Below are 19,979 nucleotides of genomic sequence, written 5' to 3' on the forward strand. Positions count from 1 at the left end.
TTACGCGAGGACGAAGGACAGCGCTGTCCGACTCCCCTGGATGGTATCCGCGCGGGCCCCGGCCGGAGGAGGGGGACGGCGTGATGATCTGCACTCTGGGACGTGCCGGCCGGTCACCTGTCGGCGGCGGCGTGCCGTCCCGCGCCGGTCCGCGCGGCCCGCCGACGGGCCCGGAACACCGTGGCGGTGAGCAGCCCGACCAGCCCGACGAGCACCCAGACCAGCAGCCCGGTCAACGCCCAGCCGCCACCGCGCCAGTCGAAGTAGACGGCCGACTTGAACAGGTCGGTGGCGAGCCCGGGCACGTTCCAGCGGTGCATCCCGCGCAGGAACGCGGGCAGGAACTCGGGCGCGTAGATGCCGCCGGAGCCCGGGTTGCCGAGCACCACCAGCAGCAGGATCACCAGCCCGGTGCCGAGCAGGCCGAGCCACGCCTGCACGGCCGCCGCCACCATCCCGGCCGCGAACGCGGCCAGCGCGCCGACCACCGCGATGGTGCCCACGTCGTGGTCGAACACGTCCAGCACCGGCCCGACCAGCACCGCCCCGATGGTGCCGAGCAGGATGGAGTGCACCGCGAGCGTGGCGATCCGCAGCCCGGCCTGACGCAGCCCGCGCGGGCTGGTGCCGAGCGAGATGCCCAGCGCGGTGGAGGCCAGGTAGCCGCCGAGCACCACGCCGACCGCCAGGTAGAACGGGACCAGGCCGCGCGGGTCCCCGGCGGACACCGGCACCTCGTCGGTGACCTGCAACGGCACCCCGGCCTGCTGGGCGGCCCGGGTGAACACGTCGGTGACCAGCTCGGTGGCGGCCGGCGCGCCGGCGCTGGCGGTGGCCAGGGTCAGTCCGCCCGGAGCGGAGCTGAGCACCGCGTACACCGACCGGTCGTTGAGGCCGGCGACGGCGCGGGCCTGACTGTCGTACCCGACGGGTTTGATGGTGTTCGTGCGGGCGCGGACGGCGGTCATCACGGCCTGCGCCTGCTGGTCGGAGGTCACCACGGCGACCGGCAGGTCGCGTGGTTCCGGCTTGTGCAGCGCGCCGACGTAGGCCGCGATGAACGCGCTGGCCAGCGCCAGGGTGCCGAGCACCAGCGCCGCCGTGCGCGGCAGCCAGTCCCGGGTCCGCAGCTCCGGCTCGTCGTCCACGGGCCCAGCCTATTGCCGGCATGTGCCCCATTTTTGCGGTTTCGTCGGGCGGAATTCGCTGGCGCCCGCCGATAGCGTTCGGATCATGACGACGCCCCGTTACCCCACCAAGCCGCAGCCGGGCGACCGGGTCGCGGTCGTCTCACCCTCCGCCGGCCTGCCGGGTCTCTTCCCCCACGTGTACGAGCTGGGCCTGCGCCGGCTCCGCGAGGAGCTGCACCTGGTGCCGGTGGAGTATCCGACCACCCGCGTGATGGGCGCCGACCCGCGCGACCGGGCCCGCGACCTGACCGCCGCGTTCGCCGACCCGACGATCACCGCGGTGCTGGCCACCGTCGGCGGGGACGACCTGATCACGGTCACCCCCTATCTCGACGACGACGTGCTGCGCGCCAACCCGAAGCCGTACCTCGGCTACTCCGACAACACCAACGTGCTCAACCACCTGTACCGGCTGGGGATGGTGGCCTACCACGGCGGCTCGGTGCTGGTGCACCTCGGCCGGCCCGGCCGCCCGCACCCGCTGACGTTCGACTCGCTGCGCGCGGCGCTGTTCACCTCCGACTGGTACGACCTGACGCCGGCCGCCGAGTGGGGCGACGAGCCGCTCGACTGGCAGGACCCCACGACGCTGACCGAGGAGCCGCCGCTGCTGCCCGGCGCGGGCTGGCGCTGGCACGGCCCGGCCCGGGTGGTACGCGGGCGGACCTGGGGCGGCAACCTGGAGATCCTGCACTGGTTGGCGGCGGCCGACCGGGTGCCCTCCGCCGCCGCGCTGGCCGGCTCCGTGCTGCTGCTGGAGACCTCGGAGGAGATGCCGTCGGCGCAGGAGGTCTTCCGGATCGTGCGCAACCTGGGCGAGCGCGGCCTGCTGGCCGGCTTCCCGGCGATCGTGGTCGGCCGCCCGAAGGCGTGGGACTTCGACCGGCCGCTGTCCGTCGCGGAGCGGCTGGCCTGGGGCGACGCGCAGCGGACGGCGGTCCTGCGGGCGATCGGCCCCTACGTCGACGACCCGGTGGTGGTCTTCGACGTCGACCTCGGTCACACCGACCCGCAGTTGATCATCCCGTACGGCGGCGAGATCCTGGTCGACCCGATCAACCGGCGAATCGCCGTCCACTACTGACCCCGCACGAACACGCCGACGCGGGGCGCGCCCTCGACGAGTCCCCGTGCCTTGAGCCAGTCGACGGCGGAGCGCACCACCTGGCGGGGGACGTCGAACTCGGCGCAGAGTTCGGTGCCGGAGGGCAACTTCGCGCCCGGGGGATAAGTCGCCGGACTCGATGCGCTCGGTCAGCGTGTCGATGAGGCGTTGTTTCTTGGGCTGTCAAAGCACTCTTCTGACAGCCGTAGCGTTCCACCCACCGCGTCGGGATGCCGTAGGTGGAACGCCATGGGTGTCTCGGCTCCCGTTTGACACCCACGGCGTTCCACCCACTGGGTCGCCTCGTGGATCTTGGCAAGCTTTCGTTCGCCGCGAACGAGATGTCGCCAGAAGCCGGCCGTGATCCCTGGGGGCGGGCGGGGGCGCGCGGTGGAACGGGAAGATCCACTCCACTTCGCCGAAGTGGGGGTGTCGGTGCGCTGTTGACCCCGCCACCTCGGTGAGGTGGTGTGGATCTTGCCGGTGATCGCGTTGGGTGCGTCCGCCACTTCGGCGAGGTGGTGGCATCGCGGGTGCCGTGATCCCGCCATCTCGGCGAAGCGGAGTGGATCTTGCGCGGGCGAGGCGGAGCCGTCAGACGGTGGCGAAGGCGCGGACCGGGAACGTGCCCATGCCGGCCACCCTCGGTGGGGCGGCGGTGAACCGGAAACCGGTGGGCGGCAGCTCGGACAGGCCGGTCAGGTGCTCCACGATCGGGATGCCGGCGGCCAGCAACGTGCTGTGTGCCGGGCGCTCACCGGCCGCGGCCGGGGTCATGTCGTCGATGTTGACCGAGTCGATGCCGACGAGCGTCGCGCCGGCCTCGGCCAGCCAGGAAGCGCCGTCGCCGGTCAGGAACGGCGCGTCCTCGGCGGCGTACCGGTCGGTGCCGAAGTGCGTGTCCCAGCCGGTGTGCAGCAGCACCGCCCGCCCGGCCACCTCGTACGGGGCGAGCAGCAGGCGGTCCACCGCGCGGACCCCGGCGGGCACGCGGACCACCAGGCCGGGCAGGTCGGCCAGCCGGTCCAGGGGCACCCCGGCCAGGTCGGGGCCGTCCGCGAAGCGGTGTGACGGCGTGTCGACGTACGTGCCGGTGTTGGCGATCATGTCGATGCGCCCGACGTGGAACTCGACGCCCGGGGCGTACCGCTGGCGGGAGGTCTCCCGGGTGAGCCAGTCGGTGATCCGCGGCCCCGGCCAGCCGGGCAGCGTGACCAGGCCCTCGGTGATCTCGTGGCTCAGCTCGACCAGCCGCCGCCCGCCGGTGGCCGGGACGGCGGTGCCGCGCCCGCCCTTGTGCGGCTCCTCGACGACGGTCCGGTTGGTGATCCGCACCTCGCCGACCATGAGCAGCCCGAGGTGCCGGACCAGCAACGCGGCCAGCTCGTCGTCGGTGATCCCGGGGTCGGGCACGTCCAGCCGGAACCCGTCGGTGCGCAGACCGCCCCCGTTCGCGAAGACCACCTCGGCGTCGAACACCGCCCGATACTCACCCATCCGCCCACCGCACCACGCCCCCTCCACCCCGTCAAGAAGCGCCGCAGATTCACGGAAAGCGTGCTTGTCCGCACCCCGAAGGGCCCTCTTTCCGTGAATCCGCGCGGGGATGGGGGTGGAGGTGAGGGCGCGTGGGGGGTGGCGGGGACGGGAGAGGGATAGGCTCGACGGGTGCACCCCCCGTCCGGCTGGACGCGGGGTCGTCGTCGTGTCAAGCGCTGGAAGTGATCACTGATGCTCACCGGACTCTTCGCCGCCGCCCTGGCCGACCCCGGGCTGGCCCGGGCGCGTGACCTGGCGCGCTCCGGTGCCGCCCAGGTCGACGGTCTCGACCTCACCGCACCCGCCGCGCTGCGCCCGTTCGCGGTCGCGGCGGTGGCCGCCGACGAGCAGGGGGCCGGGCGGCCGGTGCTCGCGGTCACCGCCACCACCCGTGAGGCCGACGACCTGGTCTCGGCGCTGGGCAGCCTGCTGCCGCCGGAGCAGGTGGCGGTCTTCCCGTCCTGGGAGACGCTGCCGCACGAGCGGCTCTCGCCCCGCTCCGACACGGTCGGCCGGCGGCTGGCCGTGCTGCGCCGGCTGGCCCACCCCGACTCGGCCGACGCGCACGGGCGTACCGGGCCGCTGCGGGTGGTCGTCGCGCCGGTCCGGTCGCTGCTCCAGCCGCAGCTCAAGGGCCTCGGCGACCTGGAGCCGGTGCAGCTCGCCGCCGGGGAGGAGGCCGACCTGGAGGAGGTCGCCCGCCGGCTCACCGACATGGCGTACGCCCGGGTCGACCTGGTCACCAAGCGCGGCGAGTTCGCCGTGCGCGGCGGCATCCTGGACGTCTTCCCGCCCACCGACGAGCACCCGTCCCGGGTCGAGTTCTGGGGCGACGAGGTGGAGGAGATCCGCACCTTCGCGGTCGCCGACCAGCGCACCATCGAGGGCGTGCCGCAGCTCTGGGCGCCGCCCTGCCGTGAGCTGCTGCTCACCCCGGAGGTCCGGCAGCGGGCCGCCGCGCTCGCCGCCGAGCACCCCGAGCTGGCCGAGATCCTCGACAAGCTGGCCGAGGGCATCCCGGTCGAGGGGATGGAGTCGCTCGCGCCGGCGCTGATCGGCGACGACGCGCTGGAACTGCTCGTCGACTGCATGCCGGCCGGCACCCACGTGCTGCTCTGCGATCCGGAGCGCATCCGCACCCGGGCGCACGACCTGGTCCGTACCTCGGAGGAGTTCCTCCAGGCGAGCTGGGCCGCCGCCGCCGTCGGCGGCCAGGCCCCGGTCGACCTCGGCGCCGCCGCCTTCAAGACCCTGGCCGAGGTACGCACGCAGGCCCGCGCCCTGCGCCAGCCCTGGTGGACACTCGCCCCGTTCGGCCTGGACGAGGCGGACGCGGCGCCCGCCCGGCAGCCCTGGGAGGACGCGCCGGCCGAGGTCGACGTCACGCCCGACGACGCCATCGCGGTGAGCCTGGCCGCCCGACCGGCCCCGCTCTACCACGGTGAGACCGCCCGGGTGGTCGACGACCTGAAGCGCTGGGCCGGCGAGGGCTGGTCGATCGCGCTGGTGTTCGAGGGGCACGGCCCGGCCCAGCGGGCCGTCGAGGTGCTCCGCGACGCCGGCCTCGGCGCCCGGCTGGTGGCGGAGGTGCCGGCCGCGCCCGCCCCCGGTGAGGTGCTGGTCTCCTGCGGCTGCCTGACCGCCGGCTTCGTCGACGAGGCGTCCAGGTTCGTGCTGCTGACCGGCAACGACGTCACCGGCGGCCGGGGCACCTCCACCCGCGACATGCGCAAGATGCCCAGCCGGCGGCGCAACACCATCGACCCTCTGGAACTGCGGGCCGGCGACTTCGTGGTGCACGAGCAGCACGGCATCGGCCGCTACGTCGAGCTGGTGCAGCGCACCGTCAACGGCGCCAGCCGGGAGTACCTGGTCATCGAGTACGCGGCGAGCAAGCGCGGCCAGCCCGGCGACCGGCTCTTCGTCCCCACCGACCAGCTCGACCAGCTCTCCCGTTACGTCGGCGGCGAGCAGCCCACGCTGCACAAGATGGGCGGCTCGGACTGGCAGAAGTCCAAGGCCCGGGCCCGCAAGGCGGTCCGTGAGATCGCCGCCCAGCTCATCCAGCTCTACGCGGCCCGCAAGGCGTCCAAGGGGCACAACTTCGGGCCGGACACGCCGTGGCAGCGGGAGCTGGAGGACGCGTTCCCCTGGCAGGAGACGCCGGACCAGATGGCCGCCATCGAGGAGGTCAAGCGGGACATGGAGCAGACCGTCCCGATGGACCGGCTGATCTGCGGCGACGTCGGCTACGGCAAGACCGAGATCGCGGTCCGGGCGGCGTTCAAGGCGGTGCAGGACGGCAAGCAGGTGGCCGTGCTGGTGCCCACCACGCTGCTGGTGCAGCAGCACTACAACACGTTCGCCGAGCGGATGAGCCAGTTCCCGGTGAACATCCGGCAGCTCTCCCGGTTCCAGACCCCGAAGGAGTCCGAGCGGACGCTGGAGATGGTCGCCGAGGGCACCGTCGACATCGTCATCGGCACCCACCGGCTGCTCCAGGCGGCCACCCGGTTCAAGTCGCTCGGGCTGGTCATCATCGACGAGGAGCAGCGCTTCGGTGTCGAGCACAAGGAGCACCTGAAGACGCTGCGTGCCTCGGTCGACGTGCTCGCCATGTCGGCCACCCCGATCCCGCGGACGCTGGAGATGGCGATCACCGGCATCCGGGAGATGTCCACCATCGCCACCCCGCCGGAGGAGCGGCACCCGGTGCTCACGTTCGTCGGGGCGTACGACGACCGGCAGGTGGCCGCGTCCGTCCACCGCGAGCTGCTCCGTGACGGGCAGGTGTTCTACCTGCACAACCGGGTCGAGTCGATCGACAGGGCGGCGCGCCGGATCCGTGAGCTGGTGCCCGAGGCCCGGGTCGCGGTGGCGCACGGCCAGATGGGCGAGGAGGCGCTGGAGAAGGTGATGGTCGGCTTCTGGGAGAAGGAGTTCGACGTCCTGGTCTGCACCACGATCGTGGAGTCCGGCATCGACATCCCGAACGCCAACACGCTGATCGTCGAGCGCGCCGACCTGCTCGGCCTGGCCCAGCTCCACCAGATCCGCGGCCGGGTCGGCCGGGGCCGGGAGCGGGCGTACGCGTACTTCCTCTACCCGCCGGAGAAGCCGCTCACCGAGAACGCGCACGAGCGGCTGGCCACCATCGCCCAGCACACCGAGCTGGGCGCCGGCATGTACGTGGCGATGAAGGACCTGGAGATCCGGGGCGCCGGCAACCTGCTCGGCGGCGAGCAGTCCGGCCACATCGAGGGCGTCGGCTTCGACCTGTACGTGCGGATGGTCGGCGAGGCGGTGTCCGCGTTCAAGGGCGAGCGCGCCGAGGAGGAGGTGGACGTCAAGATCGACCTGCCGATCGACGCGCACCTGCCGCACGACTACGTCGGCGTGGAACGGCTGCGGCTGGAGATGTACCGCAAGCTCGCCGAGGCCCGCGACGCCGAGCGGCTGCGCGAGGTGGTGGCCGAGATGACCGACCGGTACGGCGAGCCGCCCGCCCCGGTGCAGAACCTGGTCGCGGTGGCGAACTTCCGGCTACTGGCCCGCCGCTACGGCCTGACCGACGTGTCGATGCAGGGCAAGCACATCCGGTTCGGTCCGCTGCCGCTGCCCGACTCGAAGCAGATGCGGCTCAAGCGCTATCACCCCGACTCGGTCTACAAGCAGGCGCTCGACCAGGTCAGCGTGCCCCGGCCGAGCACCCGGCGGATCGGTGGCGAGCCGCTGCGCGACCAGGCGCTGTTGGAGTGGTGCGCCCAGCTCCTGAAGGATGTCCTGGGGGAACCGGCGGCGGCGCAGCCGGCCGGGGCGGGGGCGCGGTGAGGTGGGCGGCGTCACAGCCGGATACGGGGCGTGAGAGAGTGACCGTCATGCGTGCTCGCCGTCTTGTCGCCGTCGCCAGCGTGGCGGTCGGCCTCGTCGCCCTCTCCGGTTGCCGTACCGAGCCCGGGGTCGCCGCCTACGTCGGCGACACCCGCGTCACCGAGGATCGGGTCACCTCGATCCTCGACGAGGTCCGGGACGGCCTGGCCAGCCAGCCGGCCACCGCTCCGCAGGCCGACGCGTTGCTGCCGGCCCGGGACCAGGTGGTCGCCACCCTCGTGCTGTCGGACGTGTGCCGGGAACTCTCCGCCGACAAGGGCTACCAGCCGCAGGGCCAGGTGACGCCGGAGCAGGTGGCGCAGCAGACCGGGCTGCCCGCCGACGCGACGTACGCGAAGAAGGTCGCCGAGTTCTACACCTGCATGTCCGGCCTGCCGGCCGGCGAGCCGGCCGCCCCCACGGCCGAGGACCTGGCCACCGTGATCGCGGCCGGCCGGGCCGCCGGCGCCATCCCGCCGGACGTGAAGGACGCCGACGCGGCCAGCCAGCTCGACGGACAGCAGCTCCGCTCCGCGCTGGCCACCCGCAAGGTGCTCGCGGACGCCATCGGCGGGTACGACGTCTCGGTCAACCCGCGCTACCGCCCGCTGGCGTTCCCGCTGCTCAGCTTCAAGGGCGACGTGCCGGCGGTGGCCGTGCCGCTGGGCGAGCCGGGCTCGTCGGTCACCGACGTCTCCACCCCGGAGCCGGAGACCGGTGAGTCGGTGCCGGTGATCGACCCGTCGGCGGCGCCCGGCGCATGACCGCGCGCATCGTCCTGCTGGTCACCTCGCCCCGGCTGCCGGCCGGTCTGCTGACGTCGGCCGCCTGGGACGCCGTACGCTCCGCGCCGGTCCTCACCGGCGCGGAGAGCGAGCTGACCCGGGCGGTCCGGACGGCCGGCGCCGAGGTGCGCGTGGTGACCGAGGGCGCGACGCAGGCGCTGCTGGACGCCGCCGCGACCGAGGGCGGCGCGGTCTGGCTGGCCGGCCCGGCCGGCGACGAGGCGCTCGCCCGTGAGCTGGGGCTGCGGCTGGCCCGGCAGCCCGGCCTGGCCGAGCTGGAGCTGATGTACGGCTCGTGGGACCCGCCGGGCGCCCGGCTGCTGGACGCGGTCGAGGTGATGGACCGGCTGGCCTCCCCGGGCGGTGATCCGTGGAAGCGGGCGCAGACGCACCGCAGCCTGGCCCCGTTCCTGCTGGAGGAGTGCTACGAGGCGTACGACGCGATCGGCGCCGACGACACCGACGCGCTGCGCGAGGAGTTGGGCGACGTGCTGCTCCAGGTGCTGCTGCACGCCCGGCTCGCGGAGGACCTGCCGGAGGGGGAGAGCTGGACCGTCGACGACGTGGCCGGCGGCCTGGTCGACAAGATGGTGCGGCGCAACCCGCACGTGTTCTCCGGTGAGCGGGCCGGCTCGATCGAGGAGATCGAGGCGAACTGGGAGCGGATCAAACGGGCCGAGAAGACCCGTGACTCGGTGCTGGACGGCATCGCGCTGAGCCAGCCCGCGCTGGCCCTGGCCGCGAAGATCCTGGACCGCGCCGGCCGGGTGGGGCTGGCGGTGCCGCCGCCGCTCGCCGAGTCGCAGGTGGACGCCGAGGCGCGGCTCGGCGCGAGCCTGCTGGCCACCGTCGCCGCCGCCCGGCAGGCCGGCATCGACCCGGAGGCCGCGCTCCGCCGCGCCACCCTGGCGTACGCCGACGCGGTCCGCGCCGCCGAACGCGCCTGACCCGCCGCCGATCTTGCACTTTCCGCCTCGACAAAACGGCTGAATCCGGCATCGGAGGGGCCGTGACTGCAAGATCGCGGGGGGTGGGCGTCGGGGGTGATCGGTAGGGTTCGGGGATGGAAGCGTTTGGGGTGTTGGCGGAGCGGATCGTGGAGGCCGTGCTGGAGAGCCGGCCCGGGTTGGCGACCTCGGTCGGGGACCACCGCTACGACGACCGGCTGCCCGACCTCTCCGCCGACGCGCTCGCCGCCGACCGGGCGATGCTCCGGGACGCGGCCGACGCGCTCTCCGAGATCGACCCCGACGTGCTCGACACCGACGAGAGCGTCGACCACGCGCTGCTCAGCGCCCTGGTCGACCGCGGGCTGTTCGAGGACTCCGAGATCCGCAGCCACGAGTGGGACCCACTGCGGCACAACCCGGGTCCGCTGCTGCACGCGTTGCTGGCCCGGCCGTACGCGCCGGTCGAGGAGCGGCTGACCCACCTGGCCGGGCGCCTCTCCGCCGTACCGGACGCGCTGGCGACCGCGCGCGCGACGCTGCGGGACATGCCGCGGGTCCACGCCGAGACGGCGGTCGGGCAGTTCGTCGGCGCGGCGGCGCTGGTCCGCGACGAGGTGCCGGCGCTGCTCGCCCAGGCCCCGGCGCTGCGCGACCGGGTGGGACCGGCCGCCACCGCGGCGATCGCCGCGCTCGACGAGTTCGTGGCGTGGCTGCGGGCCGGGCTGGCAGCGGACGCCGGGCCGGGGCGCGATCCCCGGCTGGGCCGGCGGCGCTGGGAGGCGCGGCTGTGGCACACGCTCGACACCGAGCTGGGCGCCGCCGAGGTGCAGCGCCGCGCGTGGGCCAACCTCGACCGGGTCACCGACGAGATCCGCGCGGCGGCCGTCGAGCTGGTCGGCGGTCCGGCCGACGACGAGACGGTACGCCGTGCGCTTGACCTGCTCGCCGCCGAGCACCCGGACGACGCCACCATCGTCGACCTCGCCTCCGGCACGCTCGACGAGGCCACCGACTTCGTCCGCCACCACGACCTGGTCAGCCTCGTCGACGACCCGTGCGTGATCCAGGAGATGCCGGAGTTCGCCCGCGGCGTCGCGGTGGCCTACTGCGACTCGCCCGGCCCGCTGGAGACGGCCGACGTGCCGACGTTCTACTGCATCGCGCCCACCCCGGCGGACTGGCCGGCGCAGCGGGTCGAGTCGTTCTACCGGGAGTACAACGACCACATGATCCGCAACCTGACCGTGCACGAGGCGATGCCCGGTCACTTCCTCCAGCTCGCGCACGCCCGCCGGTACGCCGGCCCGACCCGGGTGCGCGCGCTCACCGAGTCCGGCGTGTTCGTCGAGGGCTGGGCGGTCTACACCGAGGAGCTGATGGCCGGGCTCGGCTTCGGCGGGCTGCCGGTGCGGTTGCAGCAGCTCAAGATGCAGCTCCGGATGACCATCAACGCGCTGCTCGACCAGCTCGTGCACTGCGACGACCTGTCCGAGGCCGAGGCGATGGCGTTGATGACCGGGCGCGGCTTCCAGGAGGAGGGCGAGGCGGCCGGCAAGTGGCGGCGGGCGCTGCTCACCTCCACCCAGCTCTCCACCTACTTCGTCGGCTACAGCGAGATGGCGGACATCGCCGCCGCCCGGCCGGCGGGCGTGCCGGCGCGCGACTGGCACGACGCGATGCTGTCGCACGACTGCCCGCCGCCGCGCCACCTGCGCACGCTGTTGGGGGTGTGAGGGTCAGGACGCCTTCGGGCGACGGTCCACCACACCGGCGCCGGCCGGCACCGCGAACGCGCCGGCCTCGACCGTCTCGGTGTAGCGGCTCAGGGTGAGCTCGGCCGGTTTGCCGTCGAGCGTGCCGGTGAAGCTGCCGAGCACCCCCTCGGTGGTGACGCAGGCGGTGAAGCGCTCCCCGGTGTCGGTGACGTCGATGCAGGTGGCGTGGTGACCGGCCAGCGTGGTGTCGGTCTGTTTGATGACCGCCTGGGGCTCCAGCGCGGCGGCGGTGAGCAGCCGGATCACCGCCGGCGGGGTGACCAGCCCCTGCTTGCGCGCCTCGTCGTAGACGATCACCGACGGCTTGCCGGCGGTCAGCACCGGCGGGGACATGGTGCAGGAGGTGCGGGCGGTGGTGCTCGCGCACCGGGTCACCGCCTCCTGGGTCACCGTGATCTTGCCGCCGGGCCAGGCGTAGGTGGAGCGGAGCGGCTTGGCGGTCTGCGCGATCGAGGCGGTCCCGCCGCCGGTGAGCTGGTATTCCGCGGCCCAGGTCCGCTCCAGCGCCCGGTCCATCCGCGCGGCGAGGTCGTTCACCAGGTCGGCCCGGCCGAGCGCGACGTCCGCGTCGTCCAGGGCCTGACAGCCGGTGACCGAGAGCGACGCGATGACCGAGGCGGCGAGCACGCGGAGGGTCGTCGAAGCGGCAGGCATGATGCCCAGCCTTGTCGATCGACGCAACCTCTCGCAAACCCGTTGCCGGTTGACGACCGGTAAACCGGGAATGTCCGTCTCATTCGCTGCCCCGGGGTGCGCCCCGAGCGCCGTACCGGAGAGCGGGGACCGATACGCTGCGTTCAACACCTGCCTCAGCCGCACCGTCGCGGCCCACACCGGACCGGAACACACAAACGAGGAGCGACTCAGTGGCAACCATCGAGGGAATTGTCGCCCGGGAGATCCTGGACTCGCGGGGCAACCCGACGGTCGAGGTCGAGGTCGGGCTCGACGACGGCACGATCGCCCGCGCCGCGGTGCCCTCCGGCGCCTCCACCGGCGCCTTCGAGGCGGTCGAGCTGCGCGACGGCGACAAGGACCGCTACCTGGGCAAGGGTGTCGAGAAGGCGGTCGCGAACATCGAGGACCGGATCGTCGACCAGCTCATCGGCTACGAGGCCAGTGAGCAGCGGCTGATCGACCAGAAGATGATCGACATCGACGGCTCGGACAACAAGGGCGAGCTGGGCGCGAACGCCATCCTCGGCGTCTCCCTGGCCGTGGCGAAGGCCGCCGCCGGCAGCGCCGAGCTGAGCCTCTTCCGCTACCTGGGCGGCCCCAACGCGCACCTGCTCCCGGTGCCGATGATGAACATCCTCAACGGTGGCGCGCACGCCGACTCGAACGTCGACGTCCAGGAGTTCATGATCGCGCCGATCGGCGCGCCGACGTTCCGGGACGCGGTCCGCTCCGGCGCCGAGGTCTACCACGCGCTCAAGTCGGTGCTGAAGAAGAAGGGCCTGTCGACCGGCCTCGGCGACGAGGGCGGCTTCGCCCCGAACCTGCCCACCAACGCCGCCGCGCTGGACCTGATCGCCGAGGCGGTGGAGAAGGCCGGCTACCGGCTCGGCACCGACATCGTCTTCGCGCTCGACGTGGCCGCCACCGAGTTCTTCGACAACGGCTCCTACACGTTCGAGGGCAGCACCAAGAGCGCCGAGGAGATGAGCAACTACTACACCAAGCTCGCCGGCGACTACCCGATCGTCTCCATCGAGGACCCGCTCGCCGAGGACGACTGGAGCGGCTGGGCCACGCTCACCGCCGCGCTGGGCGACCGGATCCAGATCGTCGGCGACGACCTGTTCGTGACCAACCCGCAGCGTATCGCCCGGGGCATCGCCGAGCGGGCCGCCAACGCGGTGCTGGTCAAGGTCAACCAGATCGGCTCGCTCACCGAGACGCTGGACGCCGTGGACCTGGCCCACCGGGCCGGCTTCCGGTGCATGATGAGCCACCGCTCCGGCGAGACCGAGGACACCACCATCGCCGACCTGGCGGTCGCCACCGGCTGCGGTCAGATCAAGACCGGCGCGCCGGCCCGCTCCGACCGGGTCGCCAAGTACAACCAGCTTCTGCGGATCGAGGAGGAGCTGGCCGACGCGGCGCGGTACGCCGGCGCCGGCGCGTTCCCGCGTTACCGTTCGGCCTGAGGTCGACGCTCCGGGGGAGGGGTGTGACGATGCAGCAGCGCCGCACACCGGGTGGCCAGCGGCCCGCCCGTCGGCCGGGTCAGGCCGGCCGGACGGGTGGGGGCCGGACCCGGTCCACGGCCCGCGACGGCGTCCGCGCGGAGGCGCGCGCCGCCGGCCGGTCACCCGGCGCGTCCCGCGTCACCGAGGGCGTACGCTCCGCGAACCGTCCGGGCGCGGCCCGGCGTACCGCGGCCGGCGGCCCGGTCAAGCGGCTCACCGCACCCCAACCCCGGCGCTTCACCGGGCGCGCCACCGTGCTGTTCGCGGTGCTGATCGCGCTCGCGCTGGCGTACACCTACCCGGTCCGGGTCTACCTGGACCAGCAGACCGACATCGAGCGGATGGAGGCGTCCCAGGCGGCGCAGCGGGCGGAGATCGACCGGCTCACCGCCGAGGCGGCCAAGTGGAAGGACCCGGAGTACGTCAAGACGCAGGCCCGGGAACGGTTCTTCATGGGCAAGCCGGGGGAGACGCTGCTGGTGGTGCTCTCCGACCCGGACGGGGCCGCCAAGGACGCCGGCAAGGGCGCGAAGCCGGGGTCGCCGAGACCGCCCGACCCCTGGTACGACACGCTGTGGTCGAGCGTGCAGGCGGCGAACGCCGAGCGCCCCGACAAGTGAGCTGTTTTCGAGAGGCACAATCTGTGAGCGTCGTACCACCGCAGGAGCCGGCGGCGGACTCCGTACCCCCGCCGGAACGCCGACCGGCCACCGAGGCCGACCTGGCCGCGGTCGCCGCGCAGCTCGGACGCCCGCCGCGCGGCACCCGGGCGGTGGCCCACCGGTGCCCGTGCGGCCTGCCCGACGTGGTGGAGACGACGCCCCGGCTGGCCGACGGCACGCCGTTCCCGACGCTGTTCTACCTGACCTGCCCGCGGGCCACCGCGGCGTGCAGCCGGCTGGAGTCGGCCGGGCTGATGAAGGAGATGGCCGACCGGCTCGCCGAGGACCCGGAGCTGGCCGCCCGTTACCGGGCCGCGCACGCCGACTACCTGGCCCGCCGCGACGCGATCGGCGAGGTGCCGGAGATCGCCGGCATCTCCGCCGGCGGGATGCCCGGTCGGGTGAAGTGCCTGCACGTGCATCTCGGCCACGCGTTGGCCGCCGGCCCCGGGGTGAACCCGTTCGGCGACGAGACGCTGGCGCTCGTGGAGAAGTGGTGGGCCGCCGGCCCCTGCGTGGACGTGCCCGCCGGAGAGTGAGATGACCACCGTCGACCAGGTCACGGTCCGTCGGGCCCGCACCGCCGACGTGCGCGGCATCCGCCGGCTGGTGGACACGTACACCGACGACCGGCGGCTGCTCAGCAAGGCCACCGTGACGCTCTACGAGGACGTGCAGGAGTTCCGGGTGGCGGTGACGCCGGACGGCACGGTGGTCGGCTGCGGCGCGCTGCACGTCATGTGGGAGGACCTGGCCGAGATCCGGACGGTCGCGGTCGACCCGTCCTGCCGGGGGCACCGGATCGGCCACCGGATCGTCGGTGAGCTGATCGACGCGGCCCGCGAGCTGGGCATCGCCCGCATCTTCGTGCTCACGTTCGAGACCGGCTTCTTCGGCGGCTTCGGCTTCCACGAGATCGACGGCGCCCCGGTGCCGCAGGTGGTCTACGAGCAGCTCCTGCGCTCCTACGACGAGGGTGTGGCCGAGTTCCTCGACCTGGAACGGGTCAAACCCAACACCCTGGGCAACACCCGCATGCTGCTGCGCCTCTGAGTCGCCTCGGGCTGCCGTAGGGTGGGCGCCGTGAGCGTGCGCGTGGGGGCCATCGACTGCGGGACCAACTCGATCCGACTGCTGATCGCGGACCTGCCGGATCCCTCCGCCGGGGAGGCGGCGCCGCTGACCGACGTCAGCCGGCGGATGGAGATCGTACGGCTGGGGCAGGGCGTCGACCGGACGGGCTCGCTGGCGCCCGAGGCGATCGAGCGGACCCGGCTGGCGCTCGCCGACTACGCGGCGGAGATCGAGAGGACAGGCGTCGAGCGGGTGCGCATGTGCGCCACCTCGGCGTCGCGCGACGCCTCCAACGCCGACGACTTCCGCGCGATGGTCGAGCGGACGCTCGGCGTACCGCCGGAGGTGGTGACCGGCGACGAGGAGGCCCGGCTGTCGTTCACCGGCGCGGTGCGCGGGCTGCCCGCCGACGCCGAACCGCCGTACCTGGTGGTCGACATCGGCGGTGGCTCGACCGAGTTCGTGGTCGGCACCCGCGCCGACGGCGTGCGCGGGGCGATCTCGGTGGACATCGGCTGCGTCCGGATGACCGAGCGGCACCTGCCCGGCGATCCGCCCACGCCGGCCGAGATCGCCGCCGCCGAGGCGGACATCGCGGCGGCGGTGGACCGGGCGCTGGCCGCCGTCCCCGGCCGGGAGGCCGCCACGCTGGTCGGGCTCGCCGGTTCGGTCACCACAGTGGTCGCCCTGGCCGAAGGGCTCCGGGAGTACGACCCGAGCCGCATCCACCACGCCCGGGTCCCGTACGCGCGGGTCGCCGAGGTGACCGCCTACCTGCTCGGCGCCACCCGGGAACAGCGGCTGGCCGAGCCGGTGATGCACCCCGGCCGGGCGGACGTGATCGGCGCCGGCGCGCTGGTGCTGCGCGTGATCATGGAACGGGCCGGCATGTCCTCGGTGGTCGCCTCGGAGCACGACATCCTCGACGGCATCGCCTGGAGCCTCGCCTAGCCCGCCGCCCTCTCCCCCTCCCTCCCCTCCCTCCGCTTCGTTGATCAAGGAGTTCGCGTCGGCCTTCGCGGCGAGTCCCGACGCAAACTCCTTGATCAACGAGGCGGGGGAGGGGGTGGAGAGGGGAGGGAGGGGGTGTCTTCGTTGACGGTACTGTGCAATGCGCACTACTGTGCGGAGCGTGGATACGACGCAGCTTCTCAAGGGCGTGCTCGACCTGGCGGTGCTGGCCGTGCTCAGGGACTCCGACGGCTACGGCTACGACATCCTCCGCCGGCTGCGCGAGGCCGGCCTCACCGAGGTCGGCGACGCCTCCGTCTACGGCACGTTGCGCCGGCTATTCGCGGGCGGCCTGTTGACCACCTACGTGGTGCCCAGCGAGTCCGGGCCGCACCGCAAGTACTACGCGTTGAACGCCGCCGGCCGGGACCAGCTCACCCGCTCCGGCAAGACCTGGCGCTCGTTCGCCACCACCATGGACGCACTGCTCGACGATCGGGGGATGGCGGCATGACCGTCACTGGGCAGGAGATCACGGACTACGTCGACCGGGTGCGGGCCGCGCTCGCCGACCTGCCGCCGACGCTCCGCGACGAGTTGACCGAGGACCTTCCGGAGCACCTCGCCGAGGTGGCCGCCGAGGGCGACGGCACGCTCGTCGACCGGCTCGGCGCACCGGAGGCGTACGCGTTGGAGTTGCGGACCGCGGCCGGCGCGGAGCCGGGCGGCCGACCGGCCCGCCTGCGTCGGTTGGCCGCCGCGCGGGACCGGGCCGCCACCCAGGTGCGCCTGCTCGACCGTCAACTCGGCCCGCTGCTCGGGCACGCCCGGGTGGCGGACTTCCTGCGCTCGCTGCGCCCGGCCTGGTGGCTGCTGCGTGGCTATCTGGCCGCGCTGCTCATCGGCGAGATGACGCGCAGCGGCCGGGCCGGTCTGCTGCCCCGGCTCGACGACAGCCTGCTGGGCGGCCTGCTGCTGCTCACCGGCGCGGTCCTCGCGTCGCTGTGGCTCGGCCGTCGCTCCGGCGGCTTCACCGGGTGGCCGCGCCGGCTGCACCTGGTGGGCACCGCCGTGCTGGTGGTCTTCTCGTTCGCGGTGCTCGCCGACGTCGATCGCAACGCCGGCGAGGACGGTTATCCCTCCTACCAGGAGGTCGCGGTCGACCGGCGGTACGACCGGATCGAGGACGTCTTCGTCTACGACCAGCAGGGGCGGCTCGTCCGCGACGCCCAACTCTTCGACCAGAACGGCGTGCCGATCCGGCTCGGCTGGCCGACCTGCCTCGACGCGGCCGGCGCCGTGCCGGCACCGCGCAACGCCTACCCGTACTGCCCGGAGCTGGCCCCGTTCGGCCCGCCGGCCGTGGCGCCGGCGCCCCCCGCCCCGCCCACGGCCACCGGCACGGCCTCGCCGTCCGGCCTCCCACCCGCGGTCACCGGCACGCCCGCGCCGACCGCGAGCGGGACGCCGGGATCGGCGCCTCCGGCCCTGCCGACCGCGTCTGCCACCGGTGCGTCCGCGGAGCCTGGAGCGCCGGTTCCGACCAACTGATCTGTCGCCGTCGTCCTCACCGCCGCCCGGGTGGCGGTGAGGACGACCGGCTCAGGCGATGGCGGCGATGTCGCCGTCGTCGAAGTAGATTGCCTGGTGCAGTCGGCCGCCCAGCGCGGCGGCGAACCGGGCAACCACCTCCTGGCCGGAGATCTTTCCCTGCTCGATCTGGGAGACCCGCCCCTTCGTGACGCCCATGCGGTCCGCCACCTGTTGCTGGGTCAGTCCTCGGGCGCGACGCACCTCGGCGAGCCGGTGACCGATGACCTCGGCGAGGAGTTGCTGCTTGCCCGCCTCGACTGCCTCTTCGCCGCCGGCTCGGGTGACGTGAGCCGTGCGGATGTCCTGCCACCGGGTGTAGTCGCTCATGCCCTCCCCTCCTCCTCTCGTGCCCGATCCTTGAGATAGAGCTCGTAACGGTGCTCGGCCGTCGGAATGGCCTCCTGGTACCACCTGTTCCACTGGCCCGACTTGTCGCCGGCGACCAGAAGGATGCTCGAACGCCACGGATCGAACGCAAAGAGGATACGTACGCTTCCCGGTCGGAGCTCCTTCAAGTTGGCCATGGACGAACCGTGGATGGTGTCGACGAGCGGTCGCCCGAGCCCTGGCCCGACTTCCGCGAGTAGGTCGATCGCCTGGATGACCCGGGCGTGGAGGTGTGGATCCAAGGTGTCGATCCAGTGCCTCACCTCGTCGACGAGGTAGACGTCCCACTCACCAGCCACCATACGGTGAGTTTAGCAATCGCTAAACCCCTTGGCGGTTCAAACAGGAGGTGAATGCCACTGTTCTTCCGTCTTCCCCGGGCCGGTGACGGCGTGGCACGCTACCGGCACGTGACAGCCAACTGTGCGACCAGCCAACGGTGACTGACCGCTAGGAGGACGGGCCCATGGGCGAGATGGTGAGCTTCACCGGCAACGGGGGGACGAGCGAGGGGTATCTCGCGATACCCTCCGGCGGTGCGGCCAGCCCGGCGGTCATCGTCATCCAGGACTGGTGGGGCCTGGTGCCCCACGTCCGGGCCGTGGTCGACCGCTTCGCCGAGGCCGGTTTCGTCGCCCTCGCGCCCGACTTCCGGCACGGCGGTCCCGCCGTCAAGCCGACCGAGCCCCGGCAGATGCTGAACAGCAGCCAGATGGACGAGGCGGCCAGCGACATCTCGGCCGCCGCCGAATACCTGGCGAGCCGTCCGGAGGTGGCCGGCAAGGTGGGCTGCGCCGGGTTCTGCGCGGGCGCCAGCCTCGCCCTGTGGGCCGGCACCGCCGCCGAGCGGATCGTCGCCACGACCGCCTTCTACCCCCGGCTCCCGTGGGAGGGCATGCCCGCCGACTGGGCCGGCTACGCCGGGAAGGCCGCGCTCGTCCACTGTTCCGAGGCGGACGGTCTCTCCGCCGCCGACGGGGTGCAGGGCGTACGCCGGTCCATCGAGGCCGCCGGCGGCACCTGCCAGACGTTCGACTACCCGGGCACCGCGCACGCGTTCTTCAACGAGGACCGGCCGGAGCAGTTCGACCAGCGGGCTGCCGCCACCGCCTGGGCCCGCACCCTGGAACTGTTCCGGGCGAAGCTTGGCTGAGTCGCGTACCCCGGGGGAGGTGGTCGCCCGCGCGGCGCGGGCGACCGACCTCACCGACCTCGATGGCGCGGTCGGTGACTGTTTCGCCTGCCCGCGGCTGGTGGCGTGGCGCGAGGAGGTGGCCCGGGTCAAGCGGGCCGCGTTCCGCGACCAGGACTACTGGGGGCGGCCGGTGCCGGGCCTCGGGCCGCCGGACGCGCGGATCGCGATCCTCGGCCTGGCGCCCGCCGCGCACGGCGGCAACCGCACCGGCCGGATCTTCACCGGGGACCGCTCCGGTGACGTGCTCTTCGCCGCGCTGCACCGGGCCGGGCTGGCCAACCAGCCGACGAGCGTCGCCGCCGACGACGGCCTCACGCTCCGGGAGACCCGCATCTTCTCGGCCGTGCGCTGCGCCCCGCCGGACAACAAGCCCACCCCGGCCGAGCGGGACACCTGCGCGCCGTGGGCGCACCGCGAGGTCGAACTGATCCGCCCCACGCTGCGCGTGGTGGTCGCGCTGGGCGCGTTCGCCTGGGCCGCGTGGTGGCCGGTGCTCCGCCAGGTGTACGGACAGCGCCCGCCCACACCGCGACCCGTGTTCGGTCATGGGGCACACTGGTCCGGCGAGTCCGTGCCGGCGTTGCTCGGCTGCTACCACGTCAGCCAGCAGAACACGTTCACCGGCCGGCTCACGCCGGCGATGTTGGACGACGTGTTCACCCGGGCCAAGCAACTGTCCGGGGTGGACTGAGGAACACACCTGAGGCGGGG

Annotated in this window: 19 protein-coding genes and 1 pseudogene; 14 read left to right on the forward strand and 6 right to left on the reverse strand. The window is 73.3% G+C overall.

Annotation, left to right across the window (positions count from 1 at the left end; translation table 11 throughout):
• Positions 1 to 113 precede the first annotated feature (113 nt).
• Positions 114 to 1,148 (reverse strand): hypothetical protein, encoded by a 1,035-nt coding sequence (locus ACIA6B_RS13370; RefSeq protein WP_396773085.1) that lies wholly within the window; start codon positions 1,146 to 1,148, stop codon positions 114 to 116.
• Positions 1,149 to 1,233: 85 nt separating this feature from the next.
• Between ACIA6B_RS13370 and ACIA6B_RS13375 the strand changes: the two genes are divergently transcribed.
• Positions 1,234 to 2,274: a S66 peptidase family protein gene (locus ACIA6B_RS13375; protein ID WP_396773086.1), complete on the forward strand. Its 1,041-nt coding sequence runs from the start codon at positions 1,234 to 1,236 to the stop codon at positions 2,272 to 2,274.
• On the opposite strand, the pseudogene ACIA6B_RS13380 reads toward ACIA6B_RS13375, so the two are convergent.
• Both ACIA6B_RS13380 and ACIA6B_RS13385 read right to left on the reverse strand, forming a co-directional pair.
• Positions 2,268 to 2,411: pseudogene (locus ACIA6B_RS13380) on the reverse strand (GntR family transcriptional regulator); the annotation flags it as partial. The gene ACIA6B_RS13375 and the pseudogene ACIA6B_RS13380 sit on opposite strands and share 7 nt — an antisense overlap.
• 478 nt (positions 2,412 to 2,889) lie before the next feature.
• On the reverse strand, positions 2,890 to 3,792 hold the full coding sequence (locus ACIA6B_RS13385) for a cyclase family protein (RefSeq protein WP_396773088.1): 903 nt from the start codon (positions 3,790 to 3,792) through the stop codon (positions 2,890 to 2,892).
• Positions 3,793 to 4,026: 234 nt separating this feature from the next.
• Here ACIA6B_RS13385 and mfd point away from each other — a divergent pair, with 234 nt between their 5' ends.
• From mfd to ACIA6B_RS13405, 4 genes are all read left to right on the forward strand, one after another.
• Positions 4,027 to 7,665 (forward strand): transcription-repair coupling factor, encoded by a 3,639-nt coding sequence (gene mfd / locus ACIA6B_RS13390; protein WP_396773089.1) that lies wholly within the window; start codon positions 4,027 to 4,029, stop codon positions 7,663 to 7,665.
• Between the two features lie 47 nt (positions 7,666 to 7,712).
• A complete protein-coding gene (locus ACIA6B_RS13395) occupies positions 7,713 to 8,468 on the forward strand; it encodes a hypothetical protein (RefSeq protein WP_107162360.1) in 756 nt (251 codons plus the stop codon).
• A complete protein-coding gene (locus tag ACIA6B_RS13400; protein WP_396773092.1) occupies positions 8,465 to 9,436 on the forward strand; it encodes a nucleoside triphosphate pyrophosphohydrolase in 972 nt (323 codons plus the stop codon). Before ACIA6B_RS13395 ends, ACIA6B_RS13400 begins: the two co-directional genes overlap by 4 nt.
• Positions 9,437 to 9,552: 116 nt before the next feature.
• On the forward strand, positions 9,553 to 11,172 hold the full coding sequence (locus tag ACIA6B_RS13405) for a DUF885 domain-containing protein (RefSeq protein WP_396773093.1): 1,620 nt from the start codon (positions 9,553 to 9,555) through the stop codon (positions 11,170 to 11,172).
• 3 nt (positions 11,173 to 11,175) lie between these two features.
• Here the strand turns inward: ACIA6B_RS13405 and ACIA6B_RS13410 are convergent, their stop codons facing one another.
• On the reverse strand, positions 11,176 to 11,868 hold the full coding sequence (locus ACIA6B_RS13410) for a hypothetical protein (protein WP_396773095.1): 693 nt from the start codon (positions 11,866 to 11,868) through the stop codon (positions 11,176 to 11,178).
• Positions 11,869 to 12,080: 212 nt separating this feature from the next.
• On the opposite strand from ACIA6B_RS13410, the gene eno reads away from it, so the two are divergent.
• The 7 genes from eno to ACIA6B_RS13445 all read left to right on the forward strand — a co-directional run bounded on the left by eno (position 12,081) and on the right by ACIA6B_RS13445 (position 17,644).
• Positions 12,081 to 13,364, forward strand: coding sequence for a phosphopyruvate hydratase (gene eno / locus ACIA6B_RS13415; protein ID WP_107162353.1), 1,284 nt, complete (start codon positions 12,081 to 12,083; stop codon positions 13,362 to 13,364).
• 29 nt (positions 13,365 to 13,393) lie between these two features.
• The gene (locus ACIA6B_RS13420; protein ID WP_396773097.1) at positions 13,394 to 14,026 is read left to right on the forward strand and encodes a septum formation initiator family protein; all 633 of its coding nucleotides are present in this window, start codon (positions 13,394 to 13,396) and stop codon (positions 14,024 to 14,026) included.
• 23 nt (positions 14,027 to 14,049) lie between these two features.
• Positions 14,050 to 14,607, forward strand: coding sequence for a DUF501 domain-containing protein (locus ACIA6B_RS13425; RefSeq protein ID WP_396773099.1), 558 nt, complete (start codon positions 14,050 to 14,052; stop codon positions 14,605 to 14,607).
• A 1-nt stretch (position 14,608) separates the two neighbouring features.
• Positions 14,609 to 15,121, forward strand: a complete 513-nt coding sequence (locus tag ACIA6B_RS13430; RefSeq protein WP_396773100.1) for an amino-acid N-acetyltransferase — start codon at positions 14,609 to 14,611, stop codon at positions 15,119 to 15,121.
• Between the two features lie 42 nt (positions 15,122 to 15,163).
• Positions 15,164 to 16,093, forward strand: coding sequence for an exopolyphosphatase (locus ACIA6B_RS13435; RefSeq protein ID WP_396773169.1), 930 nt, complete (start codon positions 15,164 to 15,166; stop codon positions 16,091 to 16,093).
• Between the two features lie 181 nt (positions 16,094 to 16,274).
• Positions 16,275 to 16,607, forward strand: coding sequence for a PadR family transcriptional regulator (locus ACIA6B_RS13440; protein ID WP_396773102.1), 333 nt, complete (start codon positions 16,275 to 16,277; stop codon positions 16,605 to 16,607).
• Positions 16,604 to 17,644, forward strand: coding sequence for an HAAS signaling domain-containing protein (locus ACIA6B_RS13445; protein ID WP_396773104.1), 1,041 nt, complete (start codon positions 16,604 to 16,606; stop codon positions 17,642 to 17,644). The genes ACIA6B_RS13440 and ACIA6B_RS13445 overlap by 4 nt, the downstream gene beginning before the upstream one ends.
• 51 nt (positions 17,645 to 17,695) lie before the next feature.
• Here ACIA6B_RS13445 and ACIA6B_RS13450 read toward each other — a convergent pair whose 3' ends face one another.
• Both ACIA6B_RS13450 and ACIA6B_RS13455 read right to left on the reverse strand, forming a co-directional pair.
• Positions 17,696 to 18,013: a helix-turn-helix domain-containing protein gene (locus ACIA6B_RS13450; protein ID WP_396773106.1), complete on the reverse strand. Its 318-nt coding sequence runs from the start codon at positions 18,011 to 18,013 to the stop codon at positions 17,696 to 17,698.
• Positions 18,010 to 18,375, reverse strand: a complete 366-nt coding sequence (locus ACIA6B_RS13455; RefSeq protein WP_396773108.1) for a type II toxin-antitoxin system RelE/ParE family toxin — start codon at positions 18,373 to 18,375, stop codon at positions 18,010 to 18,012. Before ACIA6B_RS13455 ends, ACIA6B_RS13450 begins: the two co-directional genes overlap by 4 nt.
• Positions 18,376 to 18,539: 164 nt before the next feature.
• Here ACIA6B_RS13455 and ACIA6B_RS13460 point away from each other — a divergent pair, with 164 nt between their 5' ends.
• Together ACIA6B_RS13460 and ACIA6B_RS13465 are read left to right on the forward strand one after the other, a co-directional pair.
• Positions 18,540 to 19,226, forward strand: a complete 687-nt coding sequence (locus ACIA6B_RS13460; RefSeq protein WP_396773110.1) for a dienelactone hydrolase family protein — start codon at positions 18,540 to 18,542, stop codon at positions 19,224 to 19,226.
• A gap of 19 nt (positions 19,227 to 19,245) precedes the next feature.
• Positions 19,246 to 19,959 carry a uracil-DNA glycosylase gene (locus tag ACIA6B_RS13465; protein ID WP_396773171.1) on the forward strand — a complete coding sequence of 238 codons (714 nt, stop codon included), beginning with the start codon at positions 19,246 to 19,248 and terminating at the stop codon, positions 19,957 to 19,959.
• Positions 19,960 to 19,979 lie beyond the last annotated feature (20 nt).

Source organism: Micromonospora sp. NPDC051141 (genome assembly GCF_044455765.1).
GTDB lineage: Bacteria > Actinomycetota > Actinomycetes > Mycobacteriales > Micromonosporaceae > Micromonospora.